Source organism: Streptomyces sp. NPDC102402, assembly GCF_044765765.1.
Classification (GTDB): Bacteria; Actinomycetota; Actinomycetes; order Streptomycetales; family Streptomycetaceae; genus Streptomyces.
In genome coordinates, this window is the sequence record NZ_JBIWKR010000001.1 from 762,727 (window position 1) to 777,569 (window position 14,843).

The 14,843-nt window shown below is 72.1% G+C and carries 13 protein-coding genes; 7 read left to right on the plus strand and 6 right to left on the minus strand.

Annotated elements, in window-relative coordinates; all coding sequences use genetic code 11:
* Positions 1-20: 20 nt before the first annotated feature.
* Positions 21-932 carry a ScbA/BarX family gamma-butyrolactone biosynthesis protein gene (locus ACIRJR_RS03210; protein WP_403772962.1) on the minus strand — a complete coding sequence of 304 codons (912 nt, stop codon included), beginning with the start codon at positions 930-932 and terminating at the stop codon, positions 21-23.
* A gap of 105 nt (positions 933-1,037) precedes the next feature.
* On the opposite strand from ACIRJR_RS03210, the gene ACIRJR_RS03215 reads away from it, so the two are divergent.
* Complete coding sequence (locus tag ACIRJR_RS03215; RefSeq protein WP_403772965.1) at positions 1,038-1,682, plus strand: ScbR family autoregulator-binding transcription factor; 645 nt, start codon at positions 1,038-1,040, stop codon at positions 1,680-1,682.
* 92 nt (positions 1,683-1,774) lie between these two features.
* Positions 1,775-2,509 carry a peptidoglycan recognition protein gene (locus ACIRJR_RS03220; protein ID WP_403772968.1) on the plus strand — a complete coding sequence of 245 codons (735 nt, stop codon included), beginning with the start codon at positions 1,775-1,777 and terminating at the stop codon, positions 2,507-2,509.
* 3 nt (positions 2,510-2,512) lie between these two features.
* Here ACIRJR_RS03220 and ACIRJR_RS03225 read toward each other — a convergent pair whose 3' ends face one another.
* Complete coding sequence (locus ACIRJR_RS03225; protein ID WP_403772971.1) at positions 2,513-2,878, minus strand: PH domain-containing protein; 366 nt, start codon at positions 2,876-2,878, stop codon at positions 2,513-2,515.
* Positions 2,879-3,004: 126 nt separating this feature from the next.
* Here ACIRJR_RS03225 and ACIRJR_RS03230 point away from each other — a divergent pair, with 126 nt between their 5' ends.
* The gene (locus tag ACIRJR_RS03230; RefSeq protein ID WP_403772974.1) at positions 3,005-3,871 is read left to right on the plus strand and encodes a transglycosylase family protein; all 867 of its coding nucleotides are present in this window, start codon (positions 3,005-3,007) and stop codon (positions 3,869-3,871) included.
* A 324-nt stretch (positions 3,872-4,195) separates the two neighbouring features.
* Here the strand turns inward: ACIRJR_RS03230 and ACIRJR_RS03235 are convergent, their stop codons facing one another.
* Positions 4,196-4,411 (minus strand): hypothetical protein, encoded by a 216-nt coding sequence (locus ACIRJR_RS03235; RefSeq protein ID WP_403772977.1) that lies wholly within the window; start codon positions 4,409-4,411, stop codon positions 4,196-4,198.
* Positions 4,412-4,615: 204 nt separating this feature from the next.
* On the opposite strand from ACIRJR_RS03235, the gene ACIRJR_RS03240 reads away from it, so the two are divergent.
* Positions 4,616-5,377, plus strand: a complete 762-nt coding sequence (locus ACIRJR_RS03240; protein ID WP_403772980.1) for an HAD family hydrolase — start codon at positions 4,616-4,618, stop codon at positions 5,375-5,377.
* Complete coding sequence (locus ACIRJR_RS03245; protein ID WP_403772983.1) at positions 5,377-7,806, plus strand: glycoside hydrolase family 65 protein; 2,430 nt, start codon at positions 5,377-5,379, stop codon at positions 7,804-7,806. Before ACIRJR_RS03240 ends, ACIRJR_RS03245 begins: the two co-directional genes overlap by 1 nt.
* Before the next feature lie 136 nt (positions 7,807-7,942).
* Here ACIRJR_RS03245 and ACIRJR_RS03250 read toward each other — a convergent pair whose 3' ends face one another.
* Positions 7,943-8,629, minus strand: a complete 687-nt coding sequence (locus ACIRJR_RS03250; RefSeq protein WP_403772986.1) for a class E sortase — start codon at positions 8,627-8,629, stop codon at positions 7,943-7,945.
* 80 nt (positions 8,630-8,709) lie between these two features.
* Complete coding sequence (locus ACIRJR_RS03255; protein ID WP_403772989.1) at positions 8,710-10,374, minus strand: ABC-F family ATP-binding cassette domain-containing protein; 1,665 nt, start codon at positions 10,372-10,374, stop codon at positions 8,710-8,712.
* Between the two features lie 353 nt (positions 10,375-10,727).
* Here ACIRJR_RS03255 and ACIRJR_RS03260 point away from each other — a divergent pair, with 353 nt between their 5' ends.
* Complete coding sequence (locus ACIRJR_RS03260) at positions 10,728-12,356, plus strand: SMI1/KNR4 family protein (RefSeq protein WP_403772992.1); 1,629 nt, start codon at positions 10,728-10,730, stop codon at positions 12,354-12,356.
* 196 nt (positions 12,357-12,552) lie between these two features.
* Here the strand turns inward: ACIRJR_RS03260 and ACIRJR_RS03265 are convergent, their stop codons facing one another.
* Positions 12,553-13,671, minus strand: coding sequence for an NADH:flavin oxidoreductase (locus tag ACIRJR_RS03265; protein WP_403772996.1), 1,119 nt, complete (start codon positions 13,669-13,671; stop codon positions 12,553-12,555).
* 201 nt (positions 13,672-13,872) lie between these two features.
* Here ACIRJR_RS03265 and ACIRJR_RS03270 point away from each other — a divergent pair, with 201 nt between their 5' ends.
* Positions 13,873-14,829, plus strand: a complete 957-nt coding sequence (locus ACIRJR_RS03270; RefSeq protein ID WP_403772999.1) for an SMP-30/gluconolactonase/LRE family protein — start codon at positions 13,873-13,875, stop codon at positions 14,827-14,829.
* Positions 14,830-14,843 lie beyond the last annotated feature (14 nt).

Here is a 14,843-nt window from a genome sequence, read left to right on the forward strand (position 1 = left end):
GTGCGCCCGGGCGGACGCCGTCAGCCGCAGAGGCCGGTCAGCCGGCCCCGGAAGACGGTCTCCCCGTCCTGTACCGCCGTGACCAGGACCGTGGTCTCCCCGGTCACGGCGGGCAGGACCTCCGCCTCGAACCAGCAGGGGCGGTCGAACTCGGCGTACCGCTCGAACGCGCTGGTGACGGTGGTCGCTTCGAAGGGGGCTGGGTGCAGGGCGGCGTTCGCGGCCTGATGGGCCGCTTCCATCAGGACGAGTCCCGGGACGTGATCCACCGGGTGGTCGTACAGCAGGGTGTTGCCGACGTCGTTGCGCAACTGCCAGTGGAGAGGGCGGTCTCCGGGAGCCAGCGCCACGTCGGCAGGGGCCGGCCGTCCCACGGTGCCCGGGTCCACCGGGGCGGGAAGCGGCCATGCGTTCCATTCGGTGGCGAGGTGTTCACCGCGGAGCCGCCGGTAGGCGCGCGGAGAGATCCAGCCGAACTCGGAATCCGCCCGGGCCACGATGATGTCACCCTGGAGGACACGGACGTCCATGCCGAGCGAACTGACCGACCGGCCACGCATCTTGGGCTCCGTGACGGAGACCTCGACGGAGAGTCCGCAGGGCCCGCCAGGTGCGACGCTGAACCCCGGGAGCACGGTGAAGTCGAAGTAATGCAGCAGGGTCTGATGGTCGAGGGGGACGCCGTACTCCCCGTGCGCGATGACCAGACCGCTCTGGCGGATGGTCTGTGTCAGCACCCGGGGGTCGTAGGGCAGCCCTGTCGCGGGCGCCGGCCACCTCGCGGTGAGCGAGAACTCGCCATCCTCCTCGCACCGCCAGCCGGTGAGGAAGACCATGTCGGGACGTCCGAGATGGACGTACTCCTGCGGTATGCCACCCCTGTCGTCCGCCGCTCTGTGCGACGGCCATGGGGCAACAGGTATGTCGGGCACGGCCCTCCCGGACATCACTCAAAGTGGTCACCACGGCGCTGATATGATACCGGCTAATCGGTACTTTTTGAAGAAGCGTCAGGCCACGTTCAACGGGAGCGCGAGTTGGCACAACAGCAACGGGCGATCCGCACGCGCAGAATCTTCCTGGAAGCGGCCGCCGAGGTCTTCGACGAGCACGGCTACGACGCCGCCACGATCGCGGCGATCCTCGAGCGGTCCGGTCTCACGAGGGGCTCGCTCTACTTCCACTTCACGTCGAAGGAAGAGCTGGCCCGTGGGGTCCTCCAGGAGGCGGTGACCTCGGACGGGGTCACCCCGCAGACCTTCAAGCTGCAGGAATGGGTGGACATAGCGCTCCTGCTCGCCTACCGGCTGCCCCGCGAGCCCCTGCTCAGCGCCTCGATCCGGCTCTCCGTCGACCCACGGGCGCGCGGCCTCTTCGGTACCCGCTGGCCGGACTGGATCGCCCTCGGCACGGAGATACTCACCGAGGCCAAGGACCGGGGCGAGCTCCTTCCGCACGTCGATCCGGGTGCCACCTCCCGGCTCTTCGTCGGGGCGTGGACCGGTGTCCAGCTGGTCACCGAGTCCATGGCCGAGCCGCCGGACCTGGTGGCCGAGATCTCGGCCCTCTTCGAGCTGATCCTCCCCAACAACGCGGTCCCCGGTGTCCTGGCCCGGCTCGACACCTCCCCGCACCGCGCGGCACGCATCGTCGAGCAGCAGCCGGCGGTCCCGGTTCCCTGACCGGCCGGAGCTGCCGGAGGCCGTGCTGGGCGCTGTCACCCGATCGGGTGCGGGCATCTGCGAAGTGGCTGGTCAGCGCGCATGGTGGCCCTATGTGGCTTCGACGAACAGCCGTGTGCGCCATGGTCGTGCCGCTGGCTTTCCTGGTCTTCCGGGACGCGCCGGTGCGCCTCGTCGTGCCCGAGTCGGCCGCCGGGAAGCCGCCGGTGCCGGCCGGGGCCCCGAGGCCCGCGATCGTCACCAGGGCGCAGTGGCACGCGGACGAGAGCCTGGTGAAGGAGCACGCCGTGTACACGGGGACGGTGAACGCCGTCTTCGTCCATCACACCGGGCACCCCAACGGATACGACTGCGCCGACGCGCCCGGCCTGCTCCGGGCGATGGAGGAGGCGCACGTCAGGGGCGAGGGCTGGGACGACATCGGCTACAACTTCGTCGTCGACCGCTGCGGGACCATATACGAGGGCAGGGCGGGCGGTGTCGGGCGTTCCGTGCGCGGGGCCCACGCCACCGGGTTCAACGCGCACAGCGTGGGGATCGCGGCCCTCGGCACCTTCGACCCCGGCGTGCCGGTGCCGAAGGCGCTCATCGAGGGCATCGCGAAGGTGGGCGCGTGGAAGCTGGACGGGGCCGTCGATCCGCGGGGCATCGTGCGGATGGTCTCGACGAACGACGAGAGCCTGTACCGGCGCGGTGAGGTCGTCTACCTCCATGCGGTGGCCGGGCACCGCGACACCTTCTCGACGTACTGCCCCGGCGAAGCCCTCTATGCCCAACTTCCCGCCATCCGGGCGGAGATGGCTCGCCTGCGGGCCCAGAAGCGGTAGTGCCTACCCGGCGACGTACTGGGTGAGGACGGCCTGCACCTCGTAGATGTCGACGCCCTTGGTGAACGTCTTCTGGATCGGGGTGGCGGAGCCGGAGACCCAGATCTTCAGCTCGGCGTCCAGGTCGAAGGTGCCGGCCGTCTCCACCGAGAAGTGCGTGATGCTCCGGTAGGGGACCGAGTGGTACTCCACTTTCTTGCCGGTGATGCCCTGCTTGTCGACGAGGACGAGCCTGCGGTCGGTGAACAGGATCGTGTCGCGTATCAGCAGGTAGGCGGCGTGCACCTGCTCGCCGGGCCCGAGGAGCCGGGCGTAGTCGCGCTGCGCGGCGGCCGGATCGACGGTGTGAGCGTTACCGAACAGTGCCATGGGAGACCCTCCACCCGAGTGAATGTGCGGGCGTTGAACGCGTCAAAGCCCGAGAAAAAGAATATCGGCGGCTTATCTGTTCGTGCCCTTGCACACCTTCCGGAGCACAGCGGAGGAAATACCGTCATGCCGGCATCACCCCTCGCCAAGCGGCCCGTCGAATCGGTGCTCGCCCTTCTGCTCGTCCTCCTCAGCGTGCTGGGCCTCGCCGGCCGCAGCGCCGCGGACGCCCCCGCCCAGGCCCCCGCCCAGGCCGTACCGGCCCAGGCCGCCCCGGCCGCCCGGGCCGTCGTCGCCCCGACGGTCACGGCCGGTACGGACTGGGACCGCATCGCCGAGTGCGAGAGCAGCGGACGCTGGAACATCAACACCGGCAACGGCTACCACGGCGGCCTGCAGTTCTCCCCCTCCACCTGGCGTGCCTACGGCGGCGGGAAGTACGCGCCCCGCGCGGACCTCGCCACCCGGTCCGAGCAGATCGCCGTCGGTGAGCGTGTCGCCCGTTCCCAGGGAATGGGCGCCTGGCCCACCTGCGGACGCCTCGGTGCGAACGGCACGTCGAGCTCGTCCTCGTCGAGCGGCTCCGACCGGAGCGACACGGCTCAGCCGGCACCCCAGCGCCAGTCGACCGGGAGTTCGGACAACGGGTCGTCCTCGAACGCGTCGAACGGTTCCTCGTCGTCCGGCGGTTCCTCCTCCGGCAGCTCTTCCTCCGGCAGCTCTTCCTCCGGTGGTTCCTCCTCCGGCAGTTCAGCGGGAAGCACGCACGAGGACGGGAACAGCGGCGCGGCCGGCAGTGGCGGGAAGCACTACTCCGAAGACCTGGCGGACGAGGAGACGTACGTCGTCGAGTCGGGCGACGTCCTGTCGGTGATCGCCGAGCGCGCGGACGTGTCCGGTGGCTGGCCCGCCCTGTACGAACTGAACCGCGAGGTCCTCGACCGCGGTCCGCACCTCATCTTCCCCGGTCAGCGACTCCGCCTGAACGCCTGAATGCCTGAACGTCTGAACCCCCCGAGCGAGGGTGCGGACCGCGTCGGCGGAGCGTGCTGCTGAGCCTGGAGGCGCGGCGGCCGGCCATCTGCTCGAAGACAGGGTGTGCGGCCCCGGCCGTTACCGAAGGAGGCGTCACGGTCATGGATGTGTGGTGCGCGGCGAGGGCGACGAGCGTACGCGGATCCGGTCCCCAGCGGTCGGTCTCACCCACGGACCCGGTGGCCACCCCCGGTTCCGCGGCCGAGGAGTGGACGAACCCGACGGTGCGCGTGGAAGCGGTCCCGGTCCGGATCAGGTCCGAGGTCCGGTCGGCCGGGCTCCTCAGTGGCCGACGGAATCCCTGCCCCGGGCGGCGTCCGAGGCTTCAGCGGTCTCCACGGCCCTGTGGCACGCGGTGTTGTGACACGGCCCCGGACCCCAGTGCGGGACGAAGATGCCGAGGGTCTTGTGCCGTGCCATCACGGTCGCGACGGGCTGCTTGCAGGCCGGACACACGTACTCCGCCTGCCGGTCGGTCTGACGCTCGGTTCTGGCCATGCCTTCACGGTAATCCCAAAGCGGGCAGACGGAAACTTTTCCGACTTTTTACCCGGAGTGGTCTCCGGGCCGGCCTCCGGGATGATCGCCGGCATGACTCCCGGGCACGGCTCCGCGAGAGGGCTCCAGGGCCACAGGGAGCGGCACCGGCCGGAACCTGGTGCCATGGAACGGGGGACGCCTCGACGAAGGGACAACCCGGTCATGGCACGCGCACCGTCACCGGCCGCGGTCCTGCTCTCCGTACACGCCGTCGTGTTCGACACGGACGGCGTGATCACCGACTCGGCCCCGGCGCACGCCGCGGCCTGGAAGCAGGCCTTCGACGCCTGCCTGGCCACCCACGAGGGGCAGCGGCCCTTCGACGAGGCGGAGGACTACCGGCGTCATGTCGACGGCAAGGCGCGCAAGGACGGTGCCGCCGCGTTCCTCGCGTCCAGGGGCCTCGGCCTCCCCGAAGGCAGCCCCGACGATCCGCCCGGAACCGGGACGGTGTGGGCCGTCGCCGCCCGCAAGGACGAGGTGTTCACCCGGAGCCTGCGCACCGATCCGATCGCGGTCTGGCCGGGGACGGTCCGTCTCCTGCACGTGCTGCACGACGCGCGAGTGCCCTTCGCCGCCGCGTCCGCTTCCCGGCACGCGACCGAACTCCTGGCCGGGGCGGGTCTCCTGGAGCTGTTCACGGCGGTGGTCGACGGCAACGAGGCGCGGCGCCTGGGGCTGCCCGGGAAACCCGATCCCGCGCTGTTCACCGAGGCGGCACGGCGCCTCGGGGTCCCGCCCGGGGAGACCGCGGTGCTGGAGGACGCTCTGGCCGGAGTGGAGGCGGGCCGCCGGGGCGGATTCGGGCTGGTCATCGGCGTGGACCGGTCGGACAGCCCGGAAGGCGCCGGCGACCTGCGCCGCCACGGCGCGGACCTGGTGGTGGCCGATCCGGGAGACCTGCTGATCACGGGGGAGGACTGATGGCGCGGGGCTGGACCTGGTCGTACGAGGGCTACGACCCGGAGAAGGAGCGCCTGCGCGAAGCGCTGTGCACCCTCGGCAACGGCTACTTCGCGACGCGGGGGGCCGCGCCCGAGACGCCCGCGGGCGACGCGCACTACCCGGGCACCTACGTCGCGGGCTGCTACAACCGGCTGACCTCATCGGTCCAGGGGCGGCAGGTCGAGAACGAGGACGTGGTCAACCTCCCCGACTGGCTGCCGCTGCGCTATCGCATCCGCCCCGACGGGGTCGGCCCCGGCCCGTGGCTGACCCCCGACCACGCCCACCTGGTGGACCACCGGCAGTCGCTCGACCTGCGCGGAGGAATCCTGACGCGCCGCTCGGTGTACGAGGACGGGGCCGGCCGCAGGCTGACGGTGGAGCAGGAACGGCTGGTGCACATGGGAGACCCCCATCTCGCCGCGCTCCACACGGCGTTCACCGCCGAGGGATGGTCGGGCGAACTGGAGGTGGAGGCAGGGATCGACGGCGACATCCGCAACACCGGCGTCGCACGCTACCGAGCCCTGGCCGACCGGCACCTCACCGGCTGGGAGACCGGCACGGAACCAGGCTCCATGGTCTGGCTGCGGTGCCGCACGGTGGAGTCGGACATCAGCATCGCCCTCGCCGCCCGCACCGTGGCCTCCTGCGGACCGGAACGCAACGGCGACCACCGGGCCGAACCCGAGCAGCAGCCCCGCGCGGTCCACCAGCGGCTGCTGCTGCCGCTCACCCCGGAGTCCGGTGCCGTCGTCGACAAGACCATCGGCCTCTACACCTCCCGCGACCCGGCGATCGGCAGTCCGCTGAGGGCCGCGGTGTCCGTGGTCGGTGACGCACCCGTGTACTCCCGGCTGCGGGCCTCGCACCGCCGGGCCTGGAAGGAGCTGTGGCAACAGGTGAAGCTGGAGGTGCCGGGCGAGCCCGGGCGCATCCTGCGGCTGCACCTCTTCCACGTCCTGCAGACCCTCTCGCCGCACACCGCGGAACTCGACGTGGGCGTACCGGCGAGGGGACTCCACGGCGAGGCGTACCGGGGGCACGTCTTCTGGGACGAGCTCTTCGTCCTGCCGTTCCTGAACATGCATCTCCCGGAGGTCTCACGGGGGCTGCTCGACTACCGCCACCGACGGCTGCCCGCGGCATGCGCGGCGGCGGAGGCGGTCGGCAGGCGCGGCGCGATGTATCCGTGGCAGAGCGCCGACGAAGGGCGGGAGGAGACCCAGGAGCTCCACCTCAACCCGCACTCGGGGCGGTGGCTCCCCGACCGTTCACGGCTGCAGCACCACGTCGGCTCGGCCGTCGCCTACAACGTGTGGCAGTACTGCCAGGCCACCGGCGACACGGAGTACCTCTACTCCAAGGGCGCCGAGATGATCCTGCAGATCGCCCGTTTCTGGGCGGACAGCGCCGAATGGGACGACTCCCTCGGGCGGTACCGCATCCGGGGGGTGGTGGGGCCCGACGAGTACCACGACGCCTATCCGGACTCCGACGCGGCGGGGCTCGACGACAACACGTACACCAACGTCACGGCGGCCTGGGTGCTCCAGCGCGCCGGCGAGCTCTGCCGCGCCCTGCCCGTGAGCCGGTGCCGGCAGCTCCTCGAGATGATCCGGCTCGACCCCGCCGAGCTGGACCGCTGGGACGACGTCTCCCGGAAGCTGCGGATCCCGTACCACCGGGGTGTCATCAGCCAGTTCGACGGTTACGGGGACCTGGCCGAGCTGGACTGGGCCGCCTACCGGAAGCGCTACGGGGACATCAGGCGACTCGACCGGATCCTGGAGGCGGAGGGCGACACCGTCAACCGCTACCAGGCGTCCAAGCAGGCCGACGTGCTGATGCTCGGCTACCTGTTCTCCCCCAAGGAGCTCGCCGCGCTCTTCCGCAGGCTCGGCCACGAACTCGACGACGAGACCTGGCGGGCCACCGTCGACCACTACACGGGGCGCACGAGTCACGGCTCCACCCTCAGCTCCCTCGTCCACGCCTGGGTGCTCGCCCGGGTCAACCGCGACGACGCCTGGGCGTACTGCGAGGAGGCGCTGATCGGCGATGTCGCCGACATCCAGGGCGGTACGACCGAGGAGGGCATCCACCTGGGGGCGATGGCCGGCACCCTCGACTTCGTCCAGCGCGGCATGACCGGCCTGGAGACCCGCGACGACGCCCTGTGGCTCGCGCCCGCCACCCTGCCCCAGCTCTCCAAGTTCCGTATGCGGATCCGCTTCCGCCGGCACTGGGACGTGGACCTGCGCCTGCGTGCCGAACGCCTCCGGATCGCCGTACCGGACTCGGAGCGGCCGGGGGTGCGAGTCCGGCTGGACGGCAGCTCCTACGTCATCGAACCGGGTACGGCCCGGTGGCTGGAGCTCCCGACCGACATGCCCGGAGGCTCATGAGGGGTCCCGGGCCGGGCGCGGTCACGCGGGCCGGGTCACTCGGACCGTCAAGCGGGCCGGTCACCCGGACCGTCACCCGGGCCGGTCACCCGGGCCGGTCACTCGGACCGTCCCCCGGGCCGGTCACCCGGGCCGGTCACGCGGGCCGGGAGGAGACCAGTACGCCGATCCTGTCGATGCGGTGCTCCGGATTGTGGTGGGCGTCGCGCCAGAAGTTCCCGGCCGCGTCGTCCTCCGGGGTCGCGCAGGTGGAGAGAGTGATCATCGCCCGGGTCGGCTTCTCGCCGGGTTCGCCCGGTACCTCCGCCCGCTGCTCGGCGAGCGAGCGTTCCGAGCGGAAGGACGTCTGCCGGGACTCGGTGATCCGGTACTCGTACACCGTGCCGCGCTCCTCGACGAGGACGGTGTCGCCCTTCCCCAGCGCCGGCAGGTCGCGGAGCGGGCCCCCGGCGGAGAGCCGGTGGGCGGTCACCAGGTAGTTGCCGACCTCGCCCGGTCCGACGCCGCCGTTCTCGCCGTAGGGGCTGGCGGCCACACCACGGTCCTGGACGCGGGTCCCCGGGGTGTCGTCCGTCGTGCCCTCGTACGGGACGACGCGCAGGCCGTCCACGCCGATCGACGGGATGGTGATCTCCGCCGTCGCGGTACGCGGGTCGGTCCGGTCGGACGGGGACGCGGTGGACGGGCCGGCGGCGGCCGGTGCGGTGGCGGCGGCGACCGGGGGAGGCGTGGCGGCGGCCGCCGTCGTGCCTCCGGCCGCCAGCAGGACGACGCCCGCGCCCGCGAGGGCCCGGGGGAGGCATCGGAATCCATGAGGGTGCATGAGCAGATCCGGATCGGTAGCCGGTGGTGCCGGGGGCGGGCCCGGGTGACGCGGCCCGCACCCCTCCAGTACACCACCGGTCACCCGGTCGCGTCGGATGCGCCGAGCAGCGCGCGCACCTCCTCGGCGTCCAGCTCCGTGAGCTCCTCCTCCACGAGCAGCCAGCGGTTGATGCCGACCGAGTCCAGGAACGCCAGATCGTGGCCGGCGACGATCAGAGCGCCCTCGTAGGACTCCAGCGCGCTCGTCAGCTGCCGGACGCTCGCCAGGTCCAGGTTGTTGGTCGGCTCGTCCAGCATCAGCAGCTGAGGGGCCGGGGTGGCGAGCATCGTCGCCGCCAGGGCCGCGCGGAAGCGTTCGCCGCCCGAGAGGGTGCCGGCCGGCTGCTCGGCGCGTGCCCCCTTGAAGAGGAAGCGGGCGAGCTGGGAGCGGATCTCGTTGTCGGTGGTCCCGGGTGCCATGCGGACCACGTTCGCCGCGACGCCCAGAGCGTCGTCCAGCACATCCAGGCGCTGCGGCAGGAAGCGCAGCGGGACGAAGGTCCTGGCCTCGCCGCCGACGGGTGCGAGCTCTCCGGTGAGAGTCCGCAGCAGGGTCGTCTTGCCCGCCCCGTTGCGCCCGATCAGCGCGATGCGTTCGGGCCCCTGCACGTGGAGTTCACCGTCGCGCAGGGTGCCGAAGCGGGGCCGCAGCCCGCGCACGCTCAGGACCGTGCGGCCCGCGGGCACGGCGGTGTGGGGGAGCCGCACCCGGATCTCGGCGTCCTCACGGACCGCTTCCGACGCCGTGTCGAGCCGCTCCCTCGCCTCCTGGAGCCGGTCCTCGTGCAGGCCGCGGAGCTTTCCCGCCGCCTCCTGCGAGGACCGCTTGTGCGCGCCCGCGACGATCCTCGGCGCACGCCTCTCGGCGTCCATCCTCTTGTTGTGCCGCTGGCGGCGGGCGACCTTGACCCGTGACTCCTCCAGCTCGCGCTTCTGACGGCGTACGTCGGACTCGGCGGCCCGCACCATGCGGCCGGCCGCTTCCTGCTGGGTGGCCACGGCCTCCTCGTAGGCCGACCAGCCGCCGCCGTACCAGCTGACCTCGCCGGCGCGCAGGTCGGCGATGCGGTCGACCCGTTCCAGCAGGTCACGGTCGTGACTGACCACGACGAGCACGCCCGAACGCCAGGTCTCGACGGCCTCGTACAGCCGACGCCGCGCGAACACGTCGAGGTTGTTGGTCGGCTCGTCGAGCAGCAGGACGTCGGGGCGCTCCAGCAGCAGCGCGGCCAGCCGCAGCAGCACCGTCTCGCCGCCGGACAACTGCCCCACGGTGCGGTCGAGTCCGACGTCGCCGAGGCCGAGCGAACCCAGGGTCGCCAGGGCCCGCTCCTCGACGTCCCAGTCGTCGCCGACCGTCTCGAAGTGCTGCTCGGCGACGTCACCGGCCTCGATCGCGCGCAGCGCCGTACGCCGCTCGGTGATGCCGAGGGCGTCCTCGACACGGAGACCGGTGTCGAGGGTCAGGTTCTGCGGCAGGTAGGCGAGGTGCCCGCCGACGGTGACCGAGCCCGCGGAGGGCTTCAGCCGGCCGGCGAGCAGCCGCAGCAGGGTGGACTTGCCGGAACCGTTGGTCCCGACGAGCCCGGTCCGGCCCCGGCCGATGCTGAGGGAGAGCCCGTCGAAGACCCGTGTGCCGTCCGGCCACCCGAAGGACAGGGCGGAGCAGCTGAGTGATGCGGCGGGAGTGGTGGGAAGGGCCATGTGGTCCTCGCAGTCGCAAGCATGTGAACAGGGGCTTCGTGTGCGAGCACCACGCGGCGACCGGCCGGGAGAGGAAAGGGTGCGGTCCTCCGGGAACGGGGGACGGCTCATGCACCGAGGTCGCATCCACGCGGTGGGTCACGGGGCGGCGTAAAGGCCGACAGGGCGTGACGGGCTACGGCAGGGGCCGTACCGCGCGATGATCGCGGACCTCAGATGCGCAACGTCCACCTCTATCGGAGACGACAGGACCCCAAAAACTGTACACCCCCCGGCCGGGTCCGGGCGGCTCGGAGACAGGGCCACCGCTCGGGCGCGTCTCCTCCCACCACCCGGAGCGCAGGACGCCGCCGGTGAACGGCACACCGGGAGCCGGCATGATCCCGGGGACCACAGAGGGCGGCGGGGGACGACGGATCATGGTGGAGCAGGCGGTACGAGCGGTCGTCGAGGCGATCGTGGCGAAGGCACCCGGCGGCCGGTCGCAGGCGGTGCTGCACTGCCGAGCCGACGCGGGCGGCACGTCGCTGAGCGGCGGCTACTCCGCGGGAGGCCACCTGCCGTCGCTCTGGACGGTGATCAGGCCCCTGACCGAGGCGGTGCGCCAGGAGTGCGGCCGGGAATCCGTCAGCATCGAGCTGCGGACCGGGCCGTCCGGGGAGTACCGGCTCGTGGTGTGCGACGACGCCGTCCGCCGGGTGACCGGGACGGGCCGGGGCTTCCGCGTGATCCTGGACCCCGGCCACCGGGTGTCCCGGCCGGGCATGCACCAGGAGGCGGGTACCGCCGGGCCGGCCGGTGACCCGGAGCTGGCCGTGGACCGATTCCACACCTACCTCGAACGACGGGCCGCGATCCTGGGGCGCCGCGAGGAACTGCCCCCGCCCGCCACCCCCGCGGCGATCGACGCCGCCGAACGCGAGCTCGGCCGCCGTCTGCCCGCCGACCTGCGGGCGCTGTACCTGATCGCGGACGGTGACTGCGTGGGCCTCGAGCCCCGCTACCTGTTCCAGGGCAGCACCTGGCTCTCACTGGGACACCTCGTCACCGCACGTGACGGATACGGGGCCACCGAACCGCCCTGGTCCGGATGGGGACTCGAGTGGGACGCCGTGATCTTCGACGCCGACCCCGCCGAGACCGTGCGCAGGTGCGCAGGACACCCCGGCTGGCTGCGCTTCGCCTCCGGCGAGGACGGCAACTACCTGGCCGTCGACACCGCCCCTGCTCGCAACGGCCGCCCGGGGCAGGTCATCCGCACCGGCCGCGACCACCACAGGGGCCCTTCCCACGTCGCCGACTCGGTCACCTCGCTCCTGGGTCACTACCTGGAGCTGCTGGACCGTGGCGCCTACGCGTACGAGGAGGAGGACGACTACCTCGAGCTGCTCGAACCCGACCGCGCCCCCACCCGCCGTGAGTCCCTCGACGGCATTCCGGACGAGATCCCGCCCACCCTGCAGGCCGTCCGCGTCAACGACGCCACCGGGCCCGTCGAGCTCTCCCGCCTGGCCACGGCCCACCGCCTCCGCAGTGTCCGCCTCGCCGGCTCCGCCACCGCCGACCTGTCGCCCGTACGGGAACTGCCGGTCGAAGCGCTGAACACCACGGCCGAGGGCGCCGGTCTGGCACCGCTGGCCGGCCACCCCCACCTCGCCTCCCTCGGTCTGAGGTCCACCACTCCGGTCGATCTCACCCCGCTGCGCAGTGTGCCCCGCCTGCACGGCCTCGACCTGGCGGAGGCCGAAGTCGCCGACCTGGACGTCCTGTCCGGGCTCGAAGGCCTCCGCTACCTGGCTCTCACCCGGGCCCAGTGGGGCACACTGCTGAACGAGGGCGGAGCGCCGCCCGCCCTCGCCGCCGGCTGTCTGACCGACTCCGACTCCACGCTCGACGAAGCCCTCGCCCTGGCAGCCCGCCTCGGCCTCGAAACCGGGGCCGCCTTCCGTCTCACGGGCTCCCTGGAGACGGACGGCGGGTGACCCGGACCTCGGGCACTGCCCGGCTCGTGGGGCGTCCGCGTCGTCCTCGCCCATGGCCCGCGCAGACGCCCCGGGTCTCCCGCTTCGCGGAGGCTCACCGCCGCCGGGGCGCGGCGGACACCGGTCCGCCGGGCCTTCGCCGTACGCCGCCGGGGCGCGGCGGACACCGCTCCGCCGGGCCCGGGACCCGGCCGGCTCAGTGCAGGGTGCTGAGCATCTCCGCGCCGAACGGCGTGATGTCCTCGGTGCGCCCGAGCAGCGTCTTCGCGGCCCACTCGGGGTCGGCGATCAGCGCCCGGCCGACGGCGACCATGTCGAACTCGTCGCGCTCGATCCGCTCCAGCAGCTGATCGACGCCGGTGACCGAGGAGCTGTTGCCCTGGAAGGCGCCGAAGAAGTCTCCGTCGAGGCCGACCGAGCCCACGGTGACCGTGGGCCTGCCGCTGATCTTCTTCACCCAGCCGGCGAGGTTCAGGTCGGAGTCGTCGAACTCGGGCAGCCAGTAGCGGCGGGTGGACGCGTGGAAGACATCGACGCCGGCGTCGGCCAGCGGCGTGAGGATGGTCTCCAGCTCCTCGGGCGTCTGCGCGAGCTTCGCCGCGTAGGCGTCCATCTTCCACTGGGACATGCGGAAGAAGAGGGGGAAGGCGTCGGACACGGCCGCACGGCACGCGGCCACGATCTCAGCGGCGAAACGCGTGCGCGCGGCGATGCCGCCGCCGTACGCGTCGGTGCGGCGGTTGCTGCCCTCCCACAGGAACTGGTCGATCAAGTAGCCGTGCGCACCGTGCAGTTCGACCCCGTCGAAGCCGAGGCGTTCGGCGGCCGCCGCCGCGTCGGCGAACGCGCCGATGACGTCGTCGAGGTCCTTCTGCGTCATGGCACGCCCCTTGGGCTCGCCCGACAGGGACAAGCCCGACGGGCCGACCGGCTCCGCGTCCGCGACGGGCGGGGCCCCCTCGGAGCGGGTGACGCCCACGTGCCACAGCTGCGGGATGACCGCGCCGCCCTCCCGGTGCACGGCGTCCGCGACACCCGCCCAGCCCGCGAACGCGTCCTCGCCGTGGAACACCGGTATCCGGTCGCTGGTCCCCGCGGAGGCGTGGTCGACGTAGGTGCCCTCGGTGATGATCAGGCCCACGCCTCCGGCGGCGCGGCGGGCGTAGTAGTCCGCCACGTCCTGGCCGGGAACACCGTTCGGGGAGAACTGCCGGGTCATCGGCGCCATGGCGATCCGGTTGCGCGAGGTCAGTCCGCGGACCGAGAAGGGGCGCGAGAGGGTGTCTGCTGCACGGCGGGCGTTCTCGTCAGTCACTGCATGTCCTGTTCATCTTCTTCGGGTGGGGCCACCCGTCGGCAACAGCCGGGAGGCGCGACGGCATCCCCGCAGTGGGCGGGTGTGGTCAACGTCTCCTGTGCGGGCACCGCGCCCCGGCCTGTTGATCTCCGGCCGGGGATCCAGCAACCTTCGGTGGACGCCGAGGTGTTCGACGTCCACCGAAGGGATGGGACGGACATGGCCAGCGCGTACCCCGGGCTGTACGAGAGCTTCGACGACCGCTTCCGCTCGGGGCGGTGCATGAACGGTGACGACGGACTCGAGCTCCTGCACACGGGCTGCCGCTGGGCCGAGGGCCCCGTCTACGTGCCCGCCTGGCGACAGCTCGTCTGGAGCGACATCCCGAACGACCGGCTGCTGCGCTGGGACGAGGAGACCGGTGCGGTGAGCGTCTTCCGGTGCACCGCGGGGCACACGAACGGCAACACCCTCGACCGCGAGGGGCGGCTCATATCCTGCGAACAGGGCAACCGCCGGGTGACGCGGACCGAGCACGACGGCACGGTGACCGTGCTGGCCGACCGCTGGCAGGGCAAGCGCCTGAACAGCCCGAACGACGCGACGGTGAAGTCCGACGGCTCGGTCTGGTTCTCCGACCCGGACTTCGGCATCACCAGCGACTACGAGGGCTACCGCGCGGAGAGCGAGATCGGCGCCAACAACGTCTACCGCGTCGATCCGTCCACCGGCGAGGTGCGGCTGGTCGCCGACTGCTTCGGCGCGCCGAACGGGCTGGTCTTCTCCGCGGACGAGCAGCAGCTGTACGTCTCCGACACCCGGGCCGGCGTCGTCCGCGTCTTCGACGTACGGGAGGACGGCACGCTGTCGGACGGCACGGTCTTCGCCGAGGCGGCGGCCCGCGACGCGGCCCGCTTCGACAATCTCCGCTTCGACGACGGCGGGCGGCTCTGGGTCGCGGCGATGGACGACGGCGTGCACTGCTACGACCCGGACGGCACGCTGATCGGACGGCTCGTCGTGCCGGAGGCGGTGGCCAACATCTCCTGGGGCGGTGCCAAGCGCAACCGCCTCTTCATCACCGCGGAGACCAGCCTCTACTCGGTGGTCATGGCCGTCACGGGGACGCACCCGACGGGCCCGGGCCGCAGGCCCTGGCTGGACGCGGCCCGGTGAACCACCTGGACGCG

Coding starts and splice junctions, on each gene's coding strand:
- ACIRJR_RS03255 (WP_403772989.1), bottom strand. CDS start 10,374: ATGGCCCTTCCCACCACTCCCGCCGCATCACTCAGCTGCTCCGCCCTG.
- ACIRJR_RS03270 (WP_403772999.1), top strand. CDS start 13,873: ATGGCCAGCGCGTACCCCGGGCTGTACGAGAGCTTCGACGACCGCTTC.
- ACIRJR_RS03235 (WP_403772977.1), bottom strand. CDS start 4,411: ATGGCCAGAACCGAGCGTCAGACCGACCGGCAGGCGGAGTACGTGTGT.
- ACIRJR_RS03230 (WP_403772974.1), top strand. CDS start 3,005: ATGCCGGCATCACCCCTCGCCAAGCGGCCCGTCGAATCGGTGCTCGCC.
- ACIRJR_RS03225 (WP_403772971.1), bottom strand. CDS start 2,878: ATGGCACTGTTCGGTAACGCTCACACCGTCGATCCGGCCGCCGCGCAG.
- ACIRJR_RS03250 (WP_403772986.1), bottom strand. CDS start 8,629: ATGCACCCTCATGGATTCCGATGCCTCCCCCGGGCCCTCGCGGGCGCG.
- ACIRJR_RS03245 (WP_403772983.1), top strand. CDS start 5,377: ATGGCGCGGGGCTGGACCTGGTCGTACGAGGGCTACGACCCGGAGAAG.
- ACIRJR_RS03240 (WP_403772980.1), top strand. CDS start 4,616: ATGGCACGCGCACCGTCACCGGCCGCGGTCCTGCTCTCCGTACACGCC.
- ACIRJR_RS03220 (WP_403772968.1), top strand. CDS start 1,775: ATGTGGCTTCGACGAACAGCCGTGTGCGCCATGGTCGTGCCGCTGGCT.